Origin of the sequence: Mesorhizobium sp. B1-1-5 (assembly GCF_006443065.1) — a bacterium.
Lineage (GTDB): Bacteria > Pseudomonadota > Alphaproteobacteria > Rhizobiales > Rhizobiaceae > Mesorhizobium.
The window spans coordinates 1-21,289 of record NZ_VFWS01000094.1; the positions used below are offsets into that span (position 1 = coordinate 1).

The 21,289-nt window shown below is 63.7% G+C and carries 24 protein-coding genes; 16 read left to right on the forward strand and 8 right to left on the reverse strand.

Translation table 11 applies throughout. The features are described from left to right. The 4 genes from FJ980_RS22585 to FJ980_RS22600 all read right to left on the reverse strand — a co-directional run. Positions 1-525: hemolysin III family protein (locus FJ980_RS22585; protein WP_140545970.1), on the reverse strand; the 525-nt coding region annotated here is incomplete at its 3' end. 213 nt (positions 526-738) lie between these two features. Next, on the reverse strand, positions 739-1,539 hold the full coding sequence (locus FJ980_RS22590) for an inositol monophosphatase family protein (RefSeq protein ID WP_140545971.1): 801 nt from the start codon (positions 1,537-1,539) through the stop codon (positions 739-741). Between the two features lie 23 nt (positions 1,540-1,562). Continuing rightward, positions 1,563-2,129, reverse strand: a complete 567-nt coding sequence (gene efp / locus FJ980_RS22595; RefSeq protein WP_140545972.1) for an elongation factor P — start codon at positions 2,127-2,129, stop codon at positions 1,563-1,565. Positions 2,130-2,247: 118 nt separating this feature from the next. Beyond that, positions 2,248-3,114 carry a LysR family transcriptional regulator gene (locus tag FJ980_RS22600; RefSeq protein ID WP_140545973.1) on the reverse strand — a complete coding sequence of 289 codons (867 nt, stop codon included), beginning with the start codon at positions 3,112-3,114 and terminating at the stop codon, positions 2,248-2,250. Positions 3,115-3,215: 101 nt separating this feature from the next. On the opposite strand from FJ980_RS22600, the gene FJ980_RS22605 reads away from it, so the two are divergent. Next, the gene (locus FJ980_RS22605) at positions 3,216-4,226 is read left to right on the forward strand and encodes an NAD(P)-dependent alcohol dehydrogenase (RefSeq protein ID WP_140545974.1); all 1,011 of its coding nucleotides are present in this window, start codon (positions 3,216-3,218) and stop codon (positions 4,224-4,226) included. Between the two features lie 89 nt (positions 4,227-4,315). Here FJ980_RS22605 and FJ980_RS22610 read toward each other — a convergent pair whose 3' ends face one another. Continuing rightward, entirely contained in the window at positions 4,316-5,494 is a 1,179-nt protein-coding gene (locus FJ980_RS22610) for a tetratricopeptide repeat protein (RefSeq protein WP_246673502.1), read from the reverse strand. A gap of 1 nt (position 5,495) precedes the next feature. Then, a complete protein-coding gene (locus tag FJ980_RS22615; RefSeq protein WP_140545975.1) occupies positions 5,496-6,143 on the reverse strand; it encodes a thiamine phosphate synthase in 648 nt (215 codons plus the stop codon). 258 nt (positions 6,144-6,401) lie between these two features. Here FJ980_RS22615 and FJ980_RS22620 point away from each other — a divergent pair, with 258 nt between their 5' ends. Next, complete coding sequence (locus FJ980_RS22620) at positions 6,402-7,124, forward strand: glutamine amidotransferase (protein WP_140545976.1); 723 nt, start codon at positions 6,402-6,404, stop codon at positions 7,122-7,124. A gap of 212 nt (positions 7,125-7,336) precedes the next feature. Then, positions 7,337-8,107: a sulfite exporter TauE/SafE family protein gene (locus tag FJ980_RS22625; protein ID WP_140545977.1), complete on the forward strand. Its 771-nt coding sequence runs from the start codon at positions 7,337-7,339 to the stop codon at positions 8,105-8,107. Between the two features lie 219 nt (positions 8,108-8,326). Here the strand turns inward: FJ980_RS22625 and FJ980_RS22630 are convergent, their stop codons facing one another. Continuing rightward, complete coding sequence (locus FJ980_RS22630; RefSeq protein WP_140545978.1) at positions 8,327-8,878, reverse strand: DUF2269 family protein; 552 nt, start codon at positions 8,876-8,878, stop codon at positions 8,327-8,329. A gap of 554 nt (positions 8,879-9,432) precedes the next feature. On the opposite strand from FJ980_RS22630, the gene FJ980_RS22635 reads away from it, so the two are divergent. The 8 genes from FJ980_RS22635 to FJ980_RS22670 all read left to right on the forward strand — a co-directional run bounded on the left by FJ980_RS22635 (position 9,433) and on the right by FJ980_RS22670 (position 15,408). Beyond that, the gene (locus FJ980_RS22635) at positions 9,433-9,963 is read left to right on the forward strand and encodes a DUF1465 family protein (RefSeq protein ID WP_140545979.1); all 531 of its coding nucleotides are present in this window, start codon (positions 9,433-9,435) and stop codon (positions 9,961-9,963) included. A 291-nt stretch (positions 9,964-10,254) separates the two neighbouring features. Then, positions 10,255-11,319, forward strand: a complete 1,065-nt coding sequence (locus tag FJ980_RS22640) for a glycosyltransferase family 2 protein (protein WP_140545980.1) — start codon at positions 10,255-10,257, stop codon at positions 11,317-11,319. A gap of 97 nt (positions 11,320-11,416) precedes the next feature. Then, entirely contained in the window at positions 11,417-11,929 is a 513-nt protein-coding gene (gene ruvC, locus FJ980_RS22645; protein WP_140545981.1) for a crossover junction endodeoxyribonuclease RuvC, read from the forward strand. A 61-nt stretch (positions 11,930-11,990) separates the two neighbouring features. Continuing rightward, a complete protein-coding gene (locus tag FJ980_RS22650) occupies positions 11,991-12,242 on the forward strand; it encodes an AbrB/MazE/SpoVT family DNA-binding domain-containing protein (RefSeq protein ID WP_140545982.1) in 252 nt (83 codons plus the stop codon). A gap of 2 nt (positions 12,243-12,244) precedes the next feature. Next, the gene (locus FJ980_RS22655; RefSeq protein ID WP_140545983.1) at positions 12,245-12,658 is read left to right on the forward strand and encodes a type II toxin-antitoxin system VapC family toxin; all 414 of its coding nucleotides are present in this window, start codon (positions 12,245-12,247) and stop codon (positions 12,656-12,658) included. A 12-nt stretch (positions 12,659-12,670) separates the two neighbouring features. Further along, a complete protein-coding gene (gene ruvA / locus FJ980_RS22660) occupies positions 12,671-13,291 on the forward strand; it encodes a Holliday junction branch migration protein RuvA (protein WP_140545984.1) in 621 nt (206 codons plus the stop codon). Between the two features lie 43 nt (positions 13,292-13,334). Continuing rightward, the gene (ruvB, locus tag FJ980_RS22665) at positions 13,335-14,372 is read left to right on the forward strand and encodes a Holliday junction branch migration DNA helicase RuvB (RefSeq protein ID WP_140545985.1); all 1,038 of its coding nucleotides are present in this window, start codon (positions 13,335-13,337) and stop codon (positions 14,370-14,372) included. A gap of 133 nt (positions 14,373-14,505) precedes the next feature. Further along, positions 14,506-15,408: a metallophosphoesterase gene (locus FJ980_RS22670; protein ID WP_140545986.1), complete on the forward strand. Its 903-nt coding sequence runs from the start codon at positions 14,506-14,508 to the stop codon at positions 15,406-15,408. A 22-nt stretch (positions 15,409-15,430) separates the two neighbouring features. On the opposite strand, the gene FJ980_RS22675 is transcribed toward FJ980_RS22670, so the two are convergent. Further along, complete coding sequence (locus tag FJ980_RS22675) at positions 15,431-16,681, reverse strand: cellulase family glycosylhydrolase (protein WP_140545987.1); 1,251 nt, start codon at positions 16,679-16,681, stop codon at positions 15,431-15,433. Positions 16,682-16,812: 131 nt separating this feature from the next. Here FJ980_RS22675 and ybgC point away from each other — a divergent pair, with 131 nt between their 5' ends. From ybgC to tolB, 5 genes are all read left to right on the forward strand, one after another. Next, positions 16,813-17,283 carry a tol-pal system-associated acyl-CoA thioesterase gene (gene ybgC / locus FJ980_RS22680; protein ID WP_140545988.1) on the forward strand — a complete coding sequence of 157 codons (471 nt, stop codon included), beginning with the start codon at positions 16,813-16,815 and terminating at the stop codon, positions 17,281-17,283. Between the two features lie 302 nt (positions 17,284-17,585). Further along, positions 17,586-18,296, forward strand: coding sequence for a protein TolQ (gene tolQ, locus FJ980_RS22685; protein ID WP_095767277.1), 711 nt, complete (start codon positions 17,586-17,588; stop codon positions 18,294-18,296). 15 nt (positions 18,297-18,311) lie between these two features. After that, positions 18,312-18,767 (forward strand): protein TolR, encoded by a 456-nt coding sequence (tolR, locus tag FJ980_RS22690; protein ID WP_140545989.1) that lies wholly within the window; start codon positions 18,312-18,314, stop codon positions 18,765-18,767. A 7-nt stretch (positions 18,768-18,774) separates the two neighbouring features. Further along, a complete protein-coding gene (locus FJ980_RS22695; RefSeq protein WP_140545990.1) occupies positions 18,775-19,929 on the forward strand; it encodes an energy transducer TonB in 1,155 nt (384 codons plus the stop codon). Positions 19,930-19,997: 68 nt separating this feature from the next. Further along, positions 19,998-21,289 (forward strand): Tol-Pal system beta propeller repeat protein TolB (tolB, locus tag FJ980_RS22700; RefSeq protein WP_246676515.1); only part of this gene is annotated, 1,292 nt, incomplete at its 3' end.

Sequence of the window (21,289 nt, forward strand, 5' to 3'; positions counted from 1 at the left end):
GGTCGTCGGCAGCGTCTCGACCAGCGGTCCGGCGAGCGCCACGCCGCTCCAGCCGATGGCGAGATAGAAGACGATCGCCAGCCGGTCGTACCGGCCGGGCAGGAACATCTTGATGGCGATGCCGGCCGCTGCCGCGCTCCACACGATGACGATCATGGGCAGCGCCAGCGGCGAGTTGTCGAGCTGGGCGAGGAAGGGCGTGTAGGTGGCGGCGATCAGGAGATAGATCGCGGCATGGTCGAAGCGGCGCAGGATCCATTTCGCCGGCCACGAAACCGGCCACAGATTATAGGCCAGCGAAACCGAGAGCACGGTGAGCAGCGACACCACGTAGAACACCGCGGCGACATATTCGCCGGGGCCGGAGTGGAAGGCGGCCAGGGCCAGGAAAGTCGAGCCGGCGGCGATCGCCAGCACGATGCCCACTGCGTGAACGATGCCGTCGGCGATCATTTCGGCGCGCGAATAGTGCCAGCGCCCGACAAAGGGGATCTCAAGCTTTGTATCTGGATGCGTGTCGTTCATAAATGATCCTGCAACGCCTAATCTGGGCAGTCGCGGACCAGTATTTCAAGCTTCGGTTGCGGTTTTGCGACCAAAGCAGCGCGTCGTTTCGACGCAAAGAACGCCTTAAAGCGCGTCGCGCTGGACCGGATTCAGGCGACGCGCTTTAAGTCTTTGTTTTGATGCATGTCGTTGTCCCAGAACCGCTGCACACTTCTGGGTGATATGCATTAGTCAGCGAGCAGCCAATGGCTTCTTGACGGTTTTCAGCAGCGCGCGCTGGATGAGCTCGTTGCCGGCGACGACCTCGCCGCTGTCCAGCATGCCCTGTCCGCCATCCATGTCGGAGACGAAGCCGCCGGCTTCGCGCACCAGAAGAATGCCCGCGGCGATGTCCCAGGACGACAGGCCGGTCTCCCAGAAACCGTCCATGCGTCCGGCCGCGACATAGGCAAGGTCGAGCGCGGCGGAGCCGAGGCGGCGGACGCCGGAGACTTCGGCCATGACGTTGCGCAGCTCGATCAGGAAATTGCCGTGCTGGCCGCGGCCGAGATGCGGCACGCCGCAGCCGATCACCGCGTCGGTCAGCTTAGAGCGGCCGGCAACACGCAACCGCCGGTCGTTCATGAAGGCGCCGCCGCCGCGCTCGGCCGTGTAGAGCTCGTCCATCGCCGGATTGTAGACGACGCCGGCGACGATCTGGCCCTGGCGCTCGAGCGCGATCGACACCGAGAAGAGCGGGATGCCGTGCAGGAAGTTGGTGGTGCCGTCGAGCGGGTCGACGAGCCAGCGGTGCTGAGCGTCGTCGCCTTCGACGGCGCCGCGCTCCTCCATCAGGAAGGCATAGCCCGGCCGCGCCTTGGAAAGCTCGGCGAAGACGATCTCTTCGGCCTTGCGGTCGGCCTGGCTGACATAGTCGCCCGGGCCTTTCATCGAGACCTGCAGGTTTTGCACCTCGCCGAAGTCGCGCGACAACGAGCGGCCGGCCTTCATCGCAGCCTGGACCATGACGTTGAGGAGAGCGGAACGCGCCATTTTTTCTTCCTGCTTTCTTGCCGTTAATCCGCGCGGCGCACGTAGGTGATTTCGTTGGTGTCGACGATGATGCGCTCGCCGGCCGAGATGAAGGGCGGCACCAGCACGCGGACGCCGTTCTCCAGCACCGCCGGCTTGTAGGAGGAGGCGGCCGTCTGGCCCCGCACCACCGGGTCGGCCTCGGTGATGGCCAGCGTCACCTGGTCGGGCAGCGAAATGCCGATCGGCCGCTCCTCGTAAAGCTGCACTGTCACCATCATGCCGTCCTGCAGGAAGGCGGCGCGCTCGCCGACGAAGTCTTTCGCGAGTTCGAGCTGCTCGTAGCTTTCGGTATCCATGAAGACCAGCGCGTCGCCCTGCTCATAGAGGAACGAAAAATCCTTCAGGTCGAGCCGGATCTGCTCAACGGTTTCGGCCGAACGGAAGCGCTCGTTGAGCTTGGTGCCGTTGATCAGGTTCTTCAGCTCGACCTGATTGTAGGCGCCGCCCTTGCCTGGCTTGACGGTGTTGGTCTTGACCGCCACCCAAAGCCCGCCATCGTGCTCGATGACATAGCCGGGACGGATTTCGTTGCCACTGATCTTGGCCATGATGAACTGATCCGGAATGAGATTTTTCTGGCGCGGCTCGCGCTTTGGCGCCTCCAAGACCACAAATTGCCCATAGTAGCAAGGGAGGCAGGCAACGGCCGCGCCCGGCGAGCCAGTATCAGCCAATGACCGCGATCGCCTCGCCGACGACCTGAGCGATGGCGTCCGCTACCTTTTCCAGGCGGTTGAGATGTGGGGAGCGGAGCGCCACGACCCGCATGGAAAGATCGAAATCGCCGGCGTCGACAAGGGCAAGGCCGTCGGGAATTCCGCGCACCGCCAACCGCGACGGCATCAGGCCGAGGCCGTGTCCGCGACGGACCCATTCCATCTGCATCGCGGGATCCTGAATTTCCGCCGAGACGACCAGCCGGCGCCGTTTGTCGCTCCCCATCACAGACAGCAGCCTTTGACGGGCGTCGCAAGGTTCGGGGCTGAGCACCCAGGGCATCGGCGACCCGGCTTCGAGATGGCGCTGCGTGCCGCCGGCCCGGGCGATGACGCTGAGACGCTCGATGCCAAGCTTGCCCGGACCCTCGTAGTCAGGGGCTCTCAGAACGATCGCAATGTCGAATTGGCCGCGCTCGAATTGATCGCTGAGTTCTCCGCTCCAGGCGGTCCGCAGACGCAGCGAGACGTTTGGAAACGCCGCGGCGACGCTGGCGATGGCGTTGGCCATGCTGGCGTCGGACAATCCATGCGCCAGGCCAAGTCGCAGCACGCCTCGCGGTTCGGCCTCGGCTGCAAAAGACTTCAGAGCCTCCACCGAGGCAAGGATGTCCCTGGCGCGCAAGAGCACTTCGGATCCGGCCGACGTCAGTCGCGGCGGTTTTTGCCGGCGGTCGAGCAGCGTCGTGCCGAGCAAGTCCTCCAGCCGCTGCAGCTGTCTGGTCACCGCCGGCTGCGTCAGCGGCAGGCGCTGCGCGACTTTCTGGATGGAACCTTCCTCGGCGAAGAGGACGAGGGTGCGCAGTTCCTCAATCATCGCTCATGTTCCAAATGCATAATCATTCTGATTATTATGAATTTGAATTCCGCCGTCGCGCAAGCGATTTTCCTGCCGACACTCCAGTCGAAGGAAAGCAAATGCGCACGATCGAATTGCAGGCCCCGGGCGGCATAGAAAAGCTCGTTGGGCGGCCGACGCCGGCGCCGGGGCGCCAGGAAATCCTCATCAAGGTCAAGGCGAGCGCGCTCAATTACCGCGATGTCGAAATTGCCCGCGGCAGCTATCACTCGAAATTCACCCTGCCCCTGGTGCTGCTTTCCGACGGCGTCGGCGAGGTGGCGGCTGTCGGCGCTGAGGTCAGCCGGTTCAAGGTCGGCGACCGTGTCTGCGGCACGTTCTGGCAACGCTGGGTAGCCGGCAGCTTCGCCATGGCCGAGGCGTCTTACCAGCGTGGCGGGCCGATCGACGGCATGCTCAGCGAGTATGCGCTGCTCGATGAGCAGGCAGCGGTGCTCGCGCCCGCCCATCTGAGCGACATCGAAGCGGCAACGCTGGCCTGCGCTGGCGTGACCGCCTGGCATGCGCTATTCACCGAAGGCAAGTTGAGGCCGGGCGAGACGGTGCTCACTCTCGGCACCGGCGGCGTGTCGCTGTTCGCTGTGCAGCTTGCGAAGAGCGCCGGGGCGCGCGTGATCGTCACGTCGAGCAGCGATGAAAAGCTTGCTCGGGCAAAAGAGCTCGGCGCGCATGACGGCGTGAATTATCGCGACAATCCGGAATGGGCGGAAGCCGTGCTGCGGCTGACCGACGGACGCGGCGCGGACCACATCATCGAGGTCGGCGGTCCACGCAGTTTCGCGCAGTCGCTCAATGCGGCGGCCCGCTGCGGCCAGATAAACGTCATCGGCTATCTCGGTGGCAACGACGGATCGGTCAATCCGCTCGACATCTTCCGCCGTCAGGTCACGGCGCGCGGCATTCCGGTAGGGTCACGCCAGTCCTTCGAGGCAATGAACCGGGCGATTGCCGTCAATGGCCTGCGTCCGGTTATCGACAAGGTCTTTCCCTGGTATGAGGCCGCATCGGCGCTTCGCTACCTCGAGCATGGCTCGCCTTTCGGCAAGGTCGTGCTCGACCACATGCAGTGACGAAGTCTTCTCCTTTGGAGCAATTGCCGACCGAAGGCTACGGCGAAGTCGCAGAACCTGACCGCCTCACACTTTGCCTGCGCTTGCTCCTACGGCAGGCGATTTGCCTTCTGCAGCGCCTGCTTGGTCTGATCGTCGTCGAGGCCCTGCAGGAAATCGTCCATCTGCGGGTCGATCAGCCCGGCGCGGCGGGCGACGATGTACCAGGCGCCGGCAAGGATCAGGTCCGGATCGGTGCCGATGCCGCCCATATAGAGCTTGGCGAGACGGTTCTGGGCGGCGACATTGCCGCCTTCCGCCGCCCGTCTCATCCAGGCAAAGCCAGATTTCAGGTCGCGCCCGCCGCCGCGCCCCTCGATCATCCAGGCGGCGAGGTCGATCTGCGCGGTGTCGTAGTTCTGTCTTGCGGCCTGCGCCAGGAGAAGACGCGCCTGGGCGTCGTCATGCGGCTTGCCGCCGACGCCATTGGCGTAGAGCTGCGCCAGCGCATATTGCGCATCGGCAAGTCCGGTGGCGGCGGCGCGCTCGTAATAGGCGGCGGCCTTCACAAGGCCGTCATCGCCGGGATCCTGCTGGACGAGCAACTGGGCGAAGTTGAACTGGGCAAGCCGGTTGCCGGCCTCGGCCGCGGCCTGCATCAGCGCGAAAGCGGCCTTTTCGTCCTTCTTCACATAGCGGCCGTCCAGCAGCGCCAGCGCATATTGGAACTGAGCCTCCGGCACGCCCTGTTCGGCGGCCAGCGCATACCATTTCGCGGCCTCGGCCGGATTGAGCGGCACACCCAGCCCGCGCGACAGGATTTCGGCCACGAGCGTCTCAGCCGCCGGATCGCCGTTCTTGGCGCGCTCCATGGCGAGATTGTAGGCGGTCTTGTAAAGCCCGCGCTGGAAGGCGCCGTAGGCGGCGTCCGGCTGCTTGGCGCCGAAGCGGTCGGGATTGACGGCGTCTGCCGATGGCGGCGTCATGGTCGCCGGTTGCGGCAAGGTGTTTTGGATCGGCTTGTCGATATGCGCGCCGGTACCGAACCTGCTCGGATCCGGCGCGCCGGCGTCCGGCGCGGCTGTATCCAGTTTGCCCTTATTCGGCGTGCCAGTCTCCGGCATGCCGCTATCCGGCGTGCTTGCATCCGGCTTGGTTGCGTCGGGTGCGCTCTTGTCCGGTGCGCTCGTCTCCGGCCGCGGCTGCGGCAGCGGGACGGTCTCAGCCGCCATCGCGGCCTGCGCAAACAAGCCGGCCAGAACCGTCAGGCAAAGGCCACGCAGGCGCATGTCAGTCCTCGAAACGCGGCGCGGTTTCATCGAGCAACGCGTTGGCGGCGGCGATCGCGGCGCGCGGGTCACGTCCGTCGGCAAAGACGGCGCTGGACAGCGCCACGAACTCGGCACCGGTCGCGGCCACCGTCTCGACGGAGGCGAGCTCGGAGCCGGCCATGACGATGCAGGGGATCGAGATCATCTCCGCCCACCATTCGCCCAGCGCGAGGTTGCGGTGGTGCGGCTCCGGCTTGTTGTCATAGCCGAAACGGCCGAAGAACATATAGTCGGGCCGCGCCTCGCCGAGCCCCAGCGCCTCGTCGCGCGTCTTGGCGCCGCCGGCGCCGACCATCATCTTGCCGGCCACGCGCTCGATCGTCTCGGCGAGTTCCGCGGGCTTCACTTCGATATGGATGCCGTCTGCCTGGACGCGCCCGGCGATGCGGCTGTCGCCGGCGATGATGACGGCGACACCGGCGCCTTGAGCGATCGGCACGATCCTTTCGGCGAAGGCCTGGAAGGAGGCATCGTCCATGCCGTTGTCGGGCAGGATCAACGAGGCGACGTCGCCACCGTCGAACGCCGCGCAGATTTGCTCCGCCGGCACGAGCGGCGGCGCGATCAGCACGATGCGGCAGCGGTTGGGAGGAGTTGCTTCGTTCATTGGCCTTCGATCCCGGTTTCGCCTATGCCGGGCGAAGATGGTTGCATTGCGGCATAGAGCAAAGGGAGCGGCTTGAACAGTCGGCTATGCGGCGGACGGGGACCGACCCAAACGAGCATCGTCGCGCCTGGGGGCGATCGAGTCAACTCCCCGGAGCTTTAGCTTTCAATCAATGCCCCGGTTGGCGGATCAGCAATTGATTTGCGCTCCTGCTGACGCGTAGACATGTGCCTTGGTGCCAGCACACAGGATATCGGGATGGCCACAGGACCGGAGAAGCGTCGATTGATCTTGGTCTGTCACGACCGTGGTCCGCGCGATGATCGGGTTTCCATTTTTGGAACTCGACATGGATTTGAGCTCGATTATCGATACCCGTTTGACGGAGACGCATTAGGAGCGCCAGAAAGTGATGTTGCAGCCAGCATCATCTTCGGTGGCAGGTTCGAGGCTTACGAGACAATCAGATATCCTTTTCTCAAAGAGGAGGCACACTGGATTGAAGCCTGCATCAAGCAGGATGTGCCATTGCTTGGCCTCTGCCTAGGCGCTCAACAGATTGCCCATACCCTTGGCGCCCGAGTGGGACCGCCTTCTTCCGGCGTTCAAGAGTTCGGATACTACGAGTTGCGGCCCACGGAAGCGGGCCGCGCCACTCTCCCGAACCCACTGTATGTCGCGCAGGCTCATTTCCACACATTCGATATGCCAGCCGGCGCAACACATCTCGCGTCAAGCGATCTCTACCCCAACCAAGCCTTCAGCTATGGAGAAAGTACCTTCGCATTCCAAGCTCATCCCGAAGTGACAATCGAGGGATTCCGGCGCATGCAGGCGGCGCTGGATGGCTTCTATGGCAAACCGGGTGTTCAGTCACGCGAGGAACAGGATCGCATTATGTATGAGGCTGATCGTGCTCAGGCTGACTGGTTCTACGGTTTCCTAGGAAAGATGATTGGTTCAAAAATCTCGGCTCGGTAGATCGCCGCAAGTCCGCTTCGCGGGCGCGGCGAATGCTGATGGGGTTCATTTTCATACCTCGAGATAGCGAGCCAACCGACTGATGGCCCTTGGCCGTGCGGCCGGCCGTCGATATCGGGCCGGCAATAGCGGATGCTGGCATTAATGACTATCCCGGCGGCGCCGTTCTGCGCTATGGCTGAATTCCCGCCTTCTCCAACCTTCCTTTGCCGATGTCAGGCCTGCTCAGCGACCCGTGGTTCTATGCTGCCGCCATTCCGGCGGTGATCCTTGTCGGCCTGTCGAAAGGCGGCTTCGGCGGTGCCGTCGGTTTCATCGGCGTGCCATTGATGGCTCTGACCATCCCGCCGGTTCAAGCGGCCGCCATCCTGCTGCCGATCCTGTGCCTGATGGACGTGGTTTCAGTGTGGACCTGGTGGGGCGTCTACGACCGCAGGATGCTGGTCGACATGATGCCCGGCGCCGTCATCGGCATCGGGCTCGGCTGGCTGACCGCGGCTTTGGTCACCGAGGAGATGGTGCGGCTGATCGTCGGCGCCGTCGCGCTGGTGTTCGTGCTGCGCTGGATCTACCTGCAGTTCCGTCACGGCGCCGATCATGTGGCGGAACCGAACCGCACTGCCGCCGCCTTTTGGGGCACGGTCGCCGGCTTCACCAGCTTCGTCGCCCATGTCGGCGGCCCGCCCTTCCAGGTCTATGCGCTGCCTATCCGGCTCGATCCGAAAGTGCTGTCGGGCACGGCGGCAATCTTCTTTGCCGCCACCAATGCGCTGAAGCTCATCCCCTATTTCGCGCTCGGCCAGTTCGACACCACCAATCTCACCGCTTCGGCGGTGCTGATGCCGCTGGCGCCGCTGTCGACCATCGCCGGCGCGTGGCTGGTGCGGCGCATGCGGCCGGAGATATTCTATCCGTTCACCTACGCCACCGTCGCGGTGGTCGCCGTCAAGCTGCTGTGGGACGGCATAGCCGGTTTGATGTGAGGCGCGTCGATATTCAGGTGAGGCCGGCCTGCAAATGGCGATTTCCTGCGCTTCCGGCCTTCGCCGGATGAAGCCCTCATAGATGTGTCCGTCTATGAAGGCTACGGCCGGCGTAGGCCGGTTCTCGGAAACCACCCAGTTTGGTCGCTTCGCGCCCGTCTTCGACTCCGACTCGGCCTGACCTGAATCTCAACGCGCCTTCGGGCCGGCGCCTTAATGTCAAGCAGCGCTCGGCACCATCTGGCGGCTGCCGCCGAAGGCGAAGGCGGCGCCCAGCGCAACCACCATCGCCATGCCGGCAAGAATGCCGACGTCGTGCAGAGTGGGCTTCAGCACCATGTCGGCGATGATCACCAGCATCACCGCATAATCGAGGCGCGCCCAGTTCATCATGCGCTGGCCGATGGCGAGGGCGGCCGGCGTCACGCCCTGCTCGGCAATCATGGTGCCCATGCGCTCGCCGGTCGGCTTGAAGATCAGCATGCCGATCGAGAAGGTCGTGGCATAGCCGACGAGGCCGATGACGATCCACAGGTCGGCAAAGCCGACCCACAAGCCGCACATGACGAGGCCAAAGACCAGCGTCAGCATCGACATCGGCGCGAAGAACCGGCCGCCGAGCTGTCCGCTGGCGCGTATAGCCAGCAGCTTGTCCTCGATGTTGCCGGCGCGCTCGGCGAGCACGCCGAGCAGGAACAGCACGAAGCCGCCGCCGACCCACAAAACGGCCGAGACGACGTGAAGGAATTTGACGATCGAATACCAATCCATGATTTGCTCCGGATATCCTGCCTGATTCAAGCGGCGCGGATCTGCGCGCCGCTTTTATGGAGCGGCCTTTTGCGTGGCGCGTGTTTCGGAACGATGCCGCGGCAGCAGCAAACATGTTACGGCCGCCACGATCGGCGCCCGAAATCCGGTGCTCGGACGATCCCGGGCAGCGAATCCGCTGTCCTGTTCCGGCACAGGAAAGCGCGTTCGCTTAAAAAATCGCCGCCGCGTTAAGGGTTCATTAAGCTTTACGGGCGTTTACTAAGCGCATCCAGTTTTGCTGGATTCTTACCGAGTGGTTGGAGCCACTTTGTTTGACGCCTCCCTGTTAAACTCCTGAGAGCCGCCTTATCCGCGGCTCTTTTTTTATCCGCTGCCGGCTGGCTGATGCCGTCCGCTTGCGGATGGCCGGAACCGGCCGGGCGTTAACCGTTTGTTAAACATGCGCTTGCCTTCATTGGCATCGAAGCGCATTTTCAAGCCTCAGTCATTTAGGGTGCGGGCCGCGTCGGCGAGGATGCCGAATCGGCTTGCGGCAGTGCAGGGGCGTATCGATGAACGAGCCTTCGAAGGGCAGCGCGAAGACCATAAAACTGGCGGAGCGCCGGGTTTTCTCCCAATCCTTCAAGCCGCTTTACCAGGAAGGCATGGGGCTGGTCGAACAGGCCGCCGAATATCTCGATGGCAAGGGCAGGCTCGAAGCCAAGAAATTGTCGCGCACGGCGGCGACGCTCTATGCGGCCGAGTCGATGCGGCTGACCACAAGGCTTATGCAGGTCGCCTCCTGGCTGCTTTTGCAGCGGGCGGCGAATTCCGGCGAGATGACGCGCGACCAGGTGGCTTCGGAGAAATCCAAGGTGCGTCTCGACACCGCGTCCGCGCATGACGAGGCGCTTGGCTGGAACGAACTGCCCGGGGATTTTCTGGACCTCGTGACGCGCTCGCTGCGCCTGCAGTCGCTGGTGCGGCGCATGGACGAGGAAATCTATGGCGGCGTCATCACCGAGACGCATGCGCCCAGCCGACGTGCCAATCCGGTGTCCGACCAGATCAGTCTTTTGAACACGGCGTTCGCGCGCGGCTGAAACCGCGTTTGCAAAGAACGATAGCGGTAGCGGCATATCCTTGATCGGGCCGTAATTTGGCGAGCCGTGGCTTTGGCTGCAAGTTCAACGCTTGCGATTCCGACCGCTCGTCGAAACCGCGGCAGCCATCGCCGTATTGAAGGCTGTGCCGGCCTTCCCGACAAAGATCACACTTGCCTTGAAGCGATAGGCCCCTAGTTGGAGCCGTTCGCCGCAGCCGGGTCGACCCGAGCCGGTTCTGCAAGAAAACCACCGTCACTGTGACCAAAGCAGATTGCGAGGCTTGATCCCGTGCATTCGCCATTGGACCGCATCCCGGTATCGATCATCATCCCCAACTACAACTACGAACAGTTTCTAGGACGCGCCATCGACAGCGCGTTGCAGCAGGACCACCGAAATGTCGAGGTCGTGGTCGTCGACGACGCATCGACGGATGCGTCGGTGGCCGTGATCGAATCCTACGGTGACAAAATCCGTCCGTGCCTGAGGCGCAGGAATGGCGGACATGCGGCTGCGTTCAATACCGGGTTCGAGGCGAGCACCGGAGAGATCGTCCTTTTCCTCGACGCCGACGACTATCTCTATCCGAACGCCGTCTCAGAGGTGTTGGACGAGTGGGACGCGGATGTCGCCCAAGCGCAATTCAGATTGCATCTCGTTGATGAGGACCAGCATATCAAGGATGTCTTTCCACCGCCGGAACAGCCGTTCGATTCAGGCGACGTCGTGCCGGAATTGTTGCGCAAGGGGCGGTACCGTACGACGGTGACAAGCGGGCTGGCGTTCGACCGCGAAGCGCTGGAAACGATAATGCCGATGCCTGAAAGCGATTTCCGGCAAGGCGCCGACGGCTATCTCGCAACGCTCGCGCCGCTGCACGGAGAGGTGAAATCCATCGACACCTGCCTTGGCGCCTACCGCATCCACGGCTCCAATCATTCGATCTTTGCCGAAAAGCTTGCCGAGCGGGCGCGTTGGCGCGTACAGCATGATTTCCGGCGTCTCGAAGCCTTGTCCGGCCGGGCGGCCGAGATCGGCTTGACCGTGCCGCCGGATGCCGGCCTTCGCGACCCGGTGCATCTGGAAGAGCGGCTGGCTTCGCTCTGCGTCGACGAACCCCAGCATCCGGTTGCAACCGACTCGCGGCTGGGACTGGCAAGAGCGGGCGCGGCCGCCAGTCTGGAAATGAACGCATCCTGGCGGCGGCGGGCTGCTCTGGCGGCCTGGTTCCTTTGCATCGGCATCCTGCCGCGGCGCATGGGCAATGCAGTCCTGGCGTGGAAACTGGTCGCATCGTCCAGGCCGGCATTTCTCACGCGGCTGTCGAAAACCATCCGCCGCGTGACGAATTAGAGCGTCTCACCGTTTCGGCGAATCGCTGAGATCGCAATTGTTTCCGGTTTGTTCACATTTTGCTGGCATCGCTTGCCGCCATGACTAGACTTGGCGCATGGGGGAAGCGATTCGCATCATCGGCATCGATCCGGGCCTGAGGCGCACCGGCTGGGGTATTATAGACAGCGTGGGCAATTCGCTGCGCTTCATCGCATCCGGCACGGTGCGGTCCGACGAGAAGGAGTCGCTGGCGACAAGACTCTGCCAGCTGCATGACGGCTTGGCCGAGGTGCTGCACCAGGCCATGCCGCATGAGGCGGCGGTCGAGCAGACCTTCGTCAACAAGGATGCGACGGCGACGTTGAAGCTCGGCCAGGCGCGCGGCATCGCCATGCTGGTGCCGGCGCGCGCCGGGCTGGTGGTCGCCGAATATGCGCCCAATGCCGTCAAGAAGGCGGTGATCGGCGTCGGCCACGGCGAGAAGAAGCAGATCCACATGATGGTGAAGGTGCTGATGCCGAAGGCTGTCTTCGACACCGACGACGCCGCCGACGCTCTGGCCATCGCCATCTGCCACGCGCATCACCGCCAGAGCGTCGCCTACCGGATGGCCGCGCTGGCCGGGTAGTGTTGTTCTTGACTTGTTCCGTCTGTTGGAATATTCCTTACTTGTAAGAAAGGATATTTCAATGCGAGTGACCAGCAAGGGCCAAGTGACCATTCCTCGCGATCTGCGCGAGACATTCGGCATTGTCGCCAACAGCGAAGTCATTTTCGGCATTGAGGGCGGAAAGATCACGATCACGCCCCGGCACGACAAGGGACGGCTGGCAGATCGTGAACGGCTTGCCAGTTTTCTCGCAGCGCTTGATCGGCTGGAGGGGAGCGGCGATCAGACGATGAATGCCGATGACGTCATGGCGCTGACGAGGGATCGCTGATCTTGGCGACGCTCGTCGATACCAATGTGCTTATAGATGTCGCGGTCCGCGATCCTGTCTGGCTGAAATGGTCGCGGCCGAAAATAGAGGCTGCCCGCAAGCGCGGCAGCCTCGTCATCAATCAGATCATCTATGCAGAGTTCTCGATACGCTACGAGACGATCGAAGAAGTCGACGATGTGTTGTCCGAAGATGAATACCGACGTGAGGGGTTGCCATTCGAAGCTGCCTTCGCGGCGTCGCGGGCATTTTTGCTCTATCGTCGGCAAGGAGGGCCGCGCGAGAGGGTCATGCCCGATTTTTTGATCGGCGCTCATGCCGTCATCAGAGGCTATCCCATCCTTACGCGCGATCCGACAGGTTTCAGAAAATACTTTCCCGATGTCGCGCTTATCGCGCCCGACACCCACCCGTAAGAGAGCTTATCCATGATCGGCAAGCTGAAGGGCACGCTGGACGAGATCGACGAGGATAGCTGCCTCATCGATGTGCACGGCGTCGGCTATGTCGCCCATTGCTCGGTGCGCACGCTGGCCGCGCTGCCGTCGCTCGGCGAGGCGGTGGTGCTGTTCATCGAGACCTATGTGCGCGAGGACATGATCCGGCTCTATGGCTTTCAGACCGGGCTGGAGCGCGAGTGGTTTCGCCTCTTGATGAACAATGTGCAGGGCGTCGGCGCCAAGGTGGCGCTGGCCATCCTGTCGACGCTGGCGCCGGCCGACCTCGCCAACGCGATCGCGCTGCGCGACATCGCCATGGTCTCTCGCGCGCCCGGCGTCGGCAAGAAGGTGGCTGAGCGCATCGTCACCGAACTGCGCACCAAGGCGCCTGCCTATGCGGGCGCGGCCACAGGCACGATCGGCCTCAAGCAGGAGCTTGGCGAAGGGGTCGCGGCCGCGCCGATCACCGATGCGGTCTCGGCGCTCGTCAATCTCGGCTATTCGCGCGACATCGCCGCGAATGCGGTTGCGGCGGCGCTGAAATCGGCCGGCGAGGGCGCGGATGCGTCCAAGCTCATCCGCTTCGGCCTGAAGGAATTGGCGCGGTGAGGCGACGCTTGTCCCGCCACCGGTCCTATGCAAGGAAGGCGGCATGACCCTTTCGCCCCGCCTCATTGCCCCCGACAAGCGCGGTGAGGATGCCGACCAGACCTTGCGGCCGCAGTCGCTCGACGAGTTCGTCGGCCAGGCGGCGGTGCGTGCCAATCTCAAGGTCTTCGTCGATGCCGCCAAGAGCCGCGGCGAGGCGCTCGACCATGTGCTGTTCGTCGGGCCGCCGGGGCTCGGCAAGACGACGCTGGCGCAGATCATGGCGCGCGAGCTCGGCGTCAATTTCCGCTCGACCTCGGGTCCGGTCATCGCCAAGGCCGGCGATCTCGCCGCGCTGCTGACCAATCTCGAGGAGCGCGACGTCCTTTTCATCGACGAGATCCATCGCCTCAACCCGGCGGTCGAGGAAATCCTCTATCCGGCAATGGAGGATTTCCAGCTCGATCTCATCATCGGCGAGGGGCCGGCGGCGCGCTCGGTCAAGATCGACCTTGCCCGTTTCACGCTGGTCGCGGCAACGACGAGGCTCGGCCTGCTGACCAATCCGTTGCGCGACCGTTTCGGCATTCCGGTCCGGCTCAATTTCTACACGGTCGAGGAGCTGGAGCAGATCGTGCGCCGCGGCGCCCGCATCCTGTCGATGCCGCTCGGCGACGATGGGGCGGTGGAGATCGCGCGCCGCGCGCGCGGCACGCCGCGCATCGCCGGCAGGCTGCTGCGCCGGGTGCGCGATTTTGCTTCGGTCGCCGGCGACGGTCATGTCGACAGGAGGATCGCCGACGAGGCGCTGACCAGGCTGGAGGTCGATGCGCTCGGCCTCGACGCGCTCGACCGCCGCTATCTGTCGATGATCGCGCGCAATTTCGGCGGCGGTCCGGTCGGCATCGAGACGATCGCGGCCGGGCTCTCCGAGCCGCGCGACGCGATCGAGGACATCATCGAACCTTATCTGATCCAGCAGGGCTTCATCCAGCGCACGCCGCGCGGCCGCGTGCTGACCGCCAACGCCTGGCGCCATCTCGGCCTCGACCCGCCGAGGGACATCGCCCAGCAGCAGATCAGCCTGTTCCAGGAGGAGTAACGCAGATTTGTTCGCCGTTTCGGCGGCGCAATGGCCGATCTGCGCAGAATCTGCGCGGCTCGGCCCGACTGAGGGCGCAATTGCATCCTTTAAGATAGGCTATCTGACGCAATCCTAGGGCTTGGGGCGACCTATGATCACCAGACGCGCTTTCCTGCGCCTTGTCGGCGGCTCGGCCTTCGCCATGGTGTCGCTCAGCGCCTATGCGGTCGGCATCGAGCCGATGCTGCTCACCCATGTGAAGCGCTACACATTGACGCCGCCGCACTGGCCGGCCGGGCTTAAGCTGCGCGTCGTGGCGCTGGCCGATATCCACTCCTGCCGGCCCTGGATGACGCCGGAACGGATCACAGCGCTTGCCGAGCAGGCCAACGCGTTGCAGCCAGATCTGATCGTGCTGCTCGGTGACTATACCGCTGGGACAAAGCTGGTGACCGGCCGGGTGCGGGTGGAGGAGTGGGCCGAGGCTTTGTCGGGGCTGAAGGCGCCGCTCGGCGTGCTGTCGATCCTCGGCAATCACGATTGGTGGACGGATTTCTTCGCCCAGCGAGCGGAAGCCGGCCCGACCCAGTCGCGCAAGGCGCTCGAGCATATCGGCATCCCGGTGCTGGAAAACGACGTCGTGCGGCTGGAAAAGGACGGGCATGGTTTCTGGATCGCCGGGCTAGCCGATCAGTTGGCGCTGCTGCCGAACAAGGCCAAAGGCCGTGACAGTTTCCAGGGCTTCGACGATCTCCCGGGCACCTTGGCCAAGATCCAGGGCAGCGAGCCGATCATCCTGCTTGCACACGAGCCCGACATTTTCACGAAGGTGCCGGAGCGGGTGTCGCTGACACTGTCCGGACACACGCATGGCGGACAGGTGCGGCTGTTCGGCTATTCGCCGGTCGTACCTTCGGACTATGGCAATCGCTTCGCCTACGGCCACGTCGTGGAGAATGACCGCAACCTGATCGTGTCGGGCGGGCTGGGCTTCAGCATTCTGCCGGTGCGTCTCGGGGTGCGGCCGGAGATGCTGCAGATCGATCTGGGCTGAGGCGGGTCGCCTCGGCCCTGCCTCAGCGCAGCGACCTGATCACGTCCATCACGTCCGGCTCCGCCTTCTCGCCGTCGAAGGCGTCGACCACGCCGAAGGCGCCGCCATAGCTCCACACCGACCAGGAAAAGCCATGTGCCTCGGCGCGGGCGATCATGTCGCGCACATAGGCGGCGCGATATGCGGCCGGCATGACGAAGCTGTTGCCGTATTCCTTGCGGATCATGCCGAATTCACCCAGCGTGATGTCCTGCGGCTTGACGCCGTTGGCCTTCGCCCAGGCGTCGACCGTCGCGAACGGCGCATCCATCACGCCAAGCAGCTTTTCAGGGCTATCCATCGTCGCCACCTGCTGGTCGAGATAGGCGAGCAGGCCGCTCCGCCGCGCCCAAGGCGCCTCGGCCTTGATCCGCTCGCGGATCGTGTCGAGCGTCATATTCAGTTGCGCCTTCGGTACAGCCGTCAACGGGTAGGACAGGCCGGTGACATAGGGGATGAAGTCGCCGGCCCAGCTTGCGCCCTGATGCGTCAAAAGGAAGGGATCGTAGGCGTGGAAAGCCCAGATGATGTTGTCATCGGCGATCGCCTTGGGATCGATCCTGGCCAGCGACTCCGCGTTCGAATAGCAGCCGCCGCTCAGCACCAGCGTGAGCCTGGTGGCGGAGGCGCGCGCGGCGGCGAACAATTGCTTCTGGCGGTCGGGCCAAAGTTTGGTGCCGTTCGCCTCGCAATCGACCAGCGGCTCGTTCATCAGTTCCAGCGCGACAAGCTTCGGATCCTCCTTGGCCAGCGTCCGCGCCATCTTGCGCACGAGCTCGGCATAGGCATCGAAGACGGCCGGGTCGTGCATCACCTCGCTCATGCCGATCTTGCGGCTGCCCCCGGCGGGGATCAGATGCAGGTCGACGATCACCTTCAGGCCGGCACGGTTGATCATGCGCGCGGAGTCCAGCACACTGGCATAGAGGTCGTCGCGAAGGGCCGTGGTGCGGTCCGAAAGAAAGGGCGAGGGATCGACCGGCATGCGCAGGAAGTCGAGGCCTGCGCCCTTGAGCGCCTTGAGGTCGTCCTCCTTGAGGAATTTGCGCCATTCCGGATAAGGCAGGATCGCCTCGCGCTCGCCCCATCTGTCCTCGGCCGGCCAGGTGACCCACTGGTCGAGATTGAGGCCGCGCTTCATCGAGAAGATCGCCGCTGCGGCGGGCAACGCCAACGGGCCAAGCGCAAGCAGCGCTGCCATCAAGGTCTTGATCATCGTGCCCAACAATGCCATCCCGTTCCCGCGCGAAAACAGTGCGTGTCGCCCAAAAATGTGCAGCGGTTTTTGGGACAACGACACGCACAGAAAAATGCCTAAAGCCCGAGGGCTTTAGGTGCCTGTTCGGGCCTGAAAAGGAAAGCGCGATGGACGATCATGGTGAATCGGCGGCGCTCGGCGCAGGGCTTTCCGGCGCGCTGACGGATTTCGGACACCGGCTGATGGCGAGGGTCTACTATGCCGACACGGATTTCTCCGGCGTCGTCTATCATGCGCGCTATCTCGAATTCCTCGAACGCGGGCGCTCCGACTATCTGAGGCTGACCGGCGTCCACCACACCGAACTCCTGGACGGCAAGCATGGCGAGCGCATCGTCTGGGTGGTGCGGCGCATGGAGATCGACTTCCGTTCGCCGGCGCGCATGGACGATATCCTCACCATCGACACGCGCACCGACGATATTTCCGGCGCCCGCATCTACATGGGCCAGCAATTGAAGCGCGGCGGCGACGTGCTGGTCGAGGCCAAGGTCGAAGCGGCGATCGTCGGCCAAGGCGGCCGGCCAAAGCGTTTCCCGAAGGAATGGATCGCGGCCTTCATGCCTCGGCCAAGCTGATATTCAGCCTGACCTGAATCTCACCTTGCCCTGCGTCGCGTCTCGCCGTCTGGCTGCGATCATGCGCGGCAATGCGCCGCGCCTGACGCCCTAACCCATCCTTAACCATAACGGTTCATGAAGGAATTGGCGAAGATTGGCGCAATCCGTGTGCCTTCCTTTCACCAATATTTGCCTCGAAAAGGCCGCGAAACGGTGCATTCGGGGCTATCCCGCAAGCTTCTAGCTTCGCGCGATCGGACCAAAGGAATGCCCATGGGCCAGCCGCCAGCGATGCCCGGAAAATCTTAAGGACGTAAGTCATGGAAAACATCGCACTCGCCGAACCGGGCGCGCATCTGTCGCTCTGGGCCCTATTCATGCAGGCCGGCTGGGTGGTCAAGCTGGTCATGATCGGCCTGCTCTGCGCCTCGATCTGGACGTGGGCGATCATCATCGACAAGCTCGTCGCCTATAGCCGCATGCGGCTGGCGCTCAACCGCTTCGAGCAGGTGTTCTGGTCGGGCCAGTCGCTCGAGGATCTCTACCGCACACTGGCCGATCGCAAGACCACGGGGATGGGCGCGATCTTCGTCGCCGCCATGCGCGAATGGAAGAAGAGTTTCGAAAAGGGCGCGAAATCGGCGCTGGCGCTGCAGACCCGCATCGACAAGGCGATGGACCTGGCGCTGACGCGCGAGATGGAGAAGCTGGAGGGTCGGCTCGGCTTCCTCGCCACCACCGGCTCGGCCGCGCCCTTCATCGGGTTGTTCGGCACCGTCATCGGCATCATGACGTCGTTCCAGGCGATCGCCGCCTCGAAGAACACCAGCCTTTCGGTGGTGGCGCCCGGTATCGCTGAGGCGCTGCTCGCCACCGCGATCGGCCTGCTCGCGGCCATTCCCGCGGTCATCGCCTACAACAAGCTGTCGTCGGACGCGAACAAGATCGGCATGCGCATGGAAGGCTTCGCGGACGAGTTCTCCGCCATACTCTCGCGCCAAATCGATGAAAAAGTAGCGCAGAAGGGCTGAGGATCGATCATGGGGATGTCTGCTGCAGGCGCAAGTGGCTCGGGGCGAGGCGGACGCGGCCATAGGCGGCGCGGCCGTCACCATGCCCTGATGTCCGAAATCAACGTCACGCCGATGGTCGACGTGATGCTGGTGCTGTTGATCATCTTCATGGTCGCGGCGCCGCTGCTCACCGTCGGGGTTCCGATCGACCTGCCGGACACGCAGGCCAAGGCGATGAATGTCGACACGCAGCCGATCACCGTTTCGATCGACTCGACGGGTAAGATTTTCCTGCAGGAGACCGAGATCCCGATCGAGGAGCTGATAGCCAAGCTGCAGGCGATCTCGAAGACCGGTTACGACGAGCGCATCTTCATCCGCGGCGACAAGTCGACCGACTACGGCACGGCAATGAAGGTGATGGCCCGCATTTCGGCGGCCGGCTATAAGAATATCGGCCTGGTCTCGCTGCAGGAACAGGATCAGTAGACGCCAAATGCGGACCGGCCTCACCTCATCGGTGATCTTGCATACGGTGGCCCTGGCCTTCGGGCTGTTCACGCTGTCGTCGCCGCCTGCCATGCCGGCGGCCGACGTGGAGTCGGTGGCGGTCGACATCGTGCCGATGGAAGCCGTGCCGCAGACGCTGCAGGGCGACAAGAAGTCGGTGATGCATGAAAAACCGGCGCCGCTGCCGACCAAGCGGCCGGACGTCGTGCCCAATGCACAGAAGGTCGGCGAGAACACCGTCGATACCGATAAGCCGGTGACGGACGAAGCCAAGCCGAAGCCGGTCGAGAAGACGGCGGCGCCGCCGCCCGCGCCGACGCCGACCGAGAAGCCGGCGGTCGAGGACGTGCCGAAGCCGCAGGAGAAGCCGAAGCCGACCCCAGCTACAGAAGTCGCTCCGACGCCGACGCCGAAGTCAGAGGTCAAGCCCGAGCCGGTCAAGCAGACGGAGCCCAAGCCGACGCCGGCCAAGCAGCCGACAGCGACGCCGCCGAAGGACACGACCGCCGCTATCCCGAAGGACGAGGTGAAGCCGGACGCCGTCGCCGAGGCGATAACCCAGGAGCAACCCACCGACGAGGCCAAGCTTCCGGATTCCGCGCCTGCGCCGGAAGCGCGGCCGAAGCCGCAGCCGGCCCAGGCCGAAAGCGCCAAGGCGCCAGACCGCAAGGACGCCGACAAGCCGGTAAAGGAAGCATCTTCCAAGCCGAAGTCGGACGACAAGCAGTTCAATGCGGATGAGATTTCCGCCCTGCTGGACAAGCAGAAGCCGTCCGGCGGCGGCGCCAAGCGCTCGACGCAGCAGGCCTCGCTCGGTGGCGAAAAGGACCAGGGCCAGAAGCTGTCGAAGTCGGAGGAAGGGGCCCTGCGCGATCAGCTTGCGGGTTGCTGGACCTTCCCGGCGGGCATGGAAGCCTCGGACGACCTCATTGCCGTGATCTCGTTCAATCTCGACGCCTCCGGCAAGCTGGACGGCCGGCCTGTCGTCGAGAAATCGAGCGGAAACCGCCAGGTCGACGAAAGCGCGGTGCGCGCTATCCAGAAATGCAACATGGCCGGCCTGCAGGTTCCTCCCGGAAAACAGGACATCTGGGCGCAGATCAAGGTCACTTTCGATCCGAGGGAAATGCTTGGCCTCTGAGGCCTGCCCTCCGCACAATCAGCGAAGAGAAGCGAGAAGATATGAAATTCACCCTCAAGCCGCTCCTGATGGTCGCGACAATTGCACTGGGTTCTATCGTTGGCGCTGCCGCGCCGGCATGGGCTCTCGTCGAGATCAACGTCAACAAGGGCAATGTCGAACCGCTGCCGATCGCCATCACGGATTTTCAGTCGAATGATGCGCTGGGCGCGCAGATCACCGAGATCGTCACCGCCGACCTGAAGCGCTCCGGCCTGTTCGCGCCGATCGACAAGAGCGCCTTCATCGAGAAGATTTCCGGTCCGGACGCCACGCCGCGCTTCGACGACTGGAAGGTGATCAACGCCCAGGCGCTGGTCACCGGCAGCGTCGGCAAGGAAGCCGACGGCCGCATCCGCGCCCAGTACCGGTTGTGGGATACGTTTGCGGGCCAGCAGATGGCGGGCGAGCAATTCTTCGCCAACGACGCCAACACCAGGCGCGTCGCCCATATCATCGCCGACGCCATCTATGAGCGGATCACCGGTGAAAAAGGCTATTTCGACACGCGCGTCGTCTTCGTCGACGAGTCCGGCGCCAAGAACGCCCGCAAGAAGCGGCTCGCCATCATGGACCAGGACGGCGCCAACATACGCTACCTGTCGGACGGCCGCGCGATCGTTCTGACGCCGCGTTTTTCGCCGAACCGGCAGGAAATCACCTACATGTCCTATGAAAGCGGGCAGCCGAAGGTCTATCTGCTGCAGATCGAGACCGGACAGCGCGAACTGGTGGGCAACTTCCCCGGCATGACGTTCGCGCCGCGCTTCTCGCCCGACGGCCAGAAGGTGATCATGAGCCTGCTGCGCGACGACGGCAACTCCAACATCTTCGCCATGGATCTGAGGAGCCGCTCGACGACGCGGCTCACCGATTCGACCGCGATCGACACTTCCCCCTCCTATTCGCCGGACGGCTCGCAGATCGTCTTCACCTCCGACCGCGGCGGCGGCAGCGGCCGTTCGCAGATCTATGTCATGGGCGCGGACGGCTCAAATCCGCACCGCATCTCCTTCGGCGACGGCGTCTATTCGACGCCCGTCTGGTCGCCGCGCGGCGACCTCATCGCCTTCACCAAGCAGAGCGGCGGCGAGTTCCAGATCGGCGTCATGAAAACCGACGGCTCGAGCGAGCGCATCCTGTCCTCCGGCTTCCAGCAGGAGGGTCCGACCTGGGCGCCGAACGGCCGCGTGTTGATGTTCTTCCGCGACTCCGCCGGCGGACCCAAGCTGGTCTCGGTCGATCTCACCGGCCGCAACGAGCAGCAGATTCCGACGGCGAACTATGCTTCGGACCCGGCTTGGTCGCCGTTGCTTGAATG

Bases quoted from the DNA above. Each gene is read 5' to 3' on its own strand.
- FJ980_RS22590 (WP_140545971.1), bottom strand. From the start codon at position 1,539: ATGGCGCGTTCCGCTCTCCTCAACGTCATGGTCCAGGCTGCGATGAAG.
- efp (WP_140545972.1), bottom strand. From the start codon at position 2,129: ATGGCCAAGATCAGTGGCAACGAAATCCGTCCCGGCTATGTCATCGAG.
- FJ980_RS22600 (WP_140545973.1), bottom strand. From the start codon at position 3,114: ATGATTGAGGAACTGCGCACCCTCGTCCTCTTCGCCGAGGAAGGTTCC.
- FJ980_RS22605 (WP_140545974.1), top strand. From the start codon at position 3,216: ATGCGCACGATCGAATTGCAGGCCCCGGGCGGCATAGAAAAGCTCGTT.
- FJ980_RS22610 (WP_246673502.1), bottom strand. From the start codon at position 5,494: ATGCGCCTGCGTGGCCTTTGCCTGACGGTTCTGGCCGGCTTGTTTGCG.
- FJ980_RS22615 (WP_140545975.1), bottom strand. From the start codon at position 6,143: ATGAACGAAGCAACTCCTCCCAACCGCTGCCGCATCGTGCTGATCGCG.
- FJ980_RS22620 (WP_140545976.1), top strand. From the start codon at position 6,402: ATGGCCACAGGACCGGAGAAGCGTCGATTGATCTTGGTCTGTCACGAC.
- FJ980_RS22625 (WP_140545977.1), top strand. From the start codon at position 7,337: ATGTCAGGCCTGCTCAGCGACCCGTGGTTCTATGCTGCCGCCATTCCG.
- FJ980_RS22630 (WP_140545978.1), bottom strand. From the start codon at position 8,878: ATGGATTGGTATTCGATCGTCAAATTCCTTCACGTCGTCTCGGCCGTT.
- FJ980_RS22635 (WP_140545979.1), top strand. From the start codon at position 9,433: ATGAACGAGCCTTCGAAGGGCAGCGCGAAGACCATAAAACTGGCGGAG.
- ruvC (WP_140545981.1), top strand. From the start codon at position 11,417: ATGGGGGAAGCGATTCGCATCATCGGCATCGATCCGGGCCTGAGGCGC.
- FJ980_RS22650 (WP_140545982.1), top strand. From the start codon at position 11,991: ATGCGAGTGACCAGCAAGGGCCAAGTGACCATTCCTCGCGATCTGCGC.
- ruvA (WP_140545984.1), top strand. From the start codon at position 12,671: ATGATCGGCAAGCTGAAGGGCACGCTGGACGAGATCGACGAGGATAGC.
- ruvB (WP_140545985.1), top strand. From the start codon at position 13,335: ATGACCCTTTCGCCCCGCCTCATTGCCCCCGACAAGCGCGGTGAGGAT.
- FJ980_RS22670 (WP_140545986.1), top strand. From the start codon at position 14,506: ATGATCACCAGACGCGCTTTCCTGCGCCTTGTCGGCGGCTCGGCCTTC.
- FJ980_RS22675 (WP_140545987.1), bottom strand. From the start codon at position 16,681: ATGGCATTGTTGGGCACGATGATCAAGACCTTGATGGCAGCGCTGCTT.
- ybgC (WP_140545988.1), top strand. From the start codon at position 16,813: ATGGACGATCATGGTGAATCGGCGGCGCTCGGCGCAGGGCTTTCCGGC.
- tolQ (WP_095767277.1), top strand. From the start codon at position 17,586: ATGGAAAACATCGCACTCGCCGAACCGGGCGCGCATCTGTCGCTCTGG.
- tolR (WP_140545989.1), top strand. From the start codon at position 18,312: ATGTCTGCTGCAGGCGCAAGTGGCTCGGGGCGAGGCGGACGCGGCCAT.
- FJ980_RS22695 (WP_140545990.1), top strand. From the start codon at position 18,775: ATGCGGACCGGCCTCACCTCATCGGTGATCTTGCATACGGTGGCCCTG.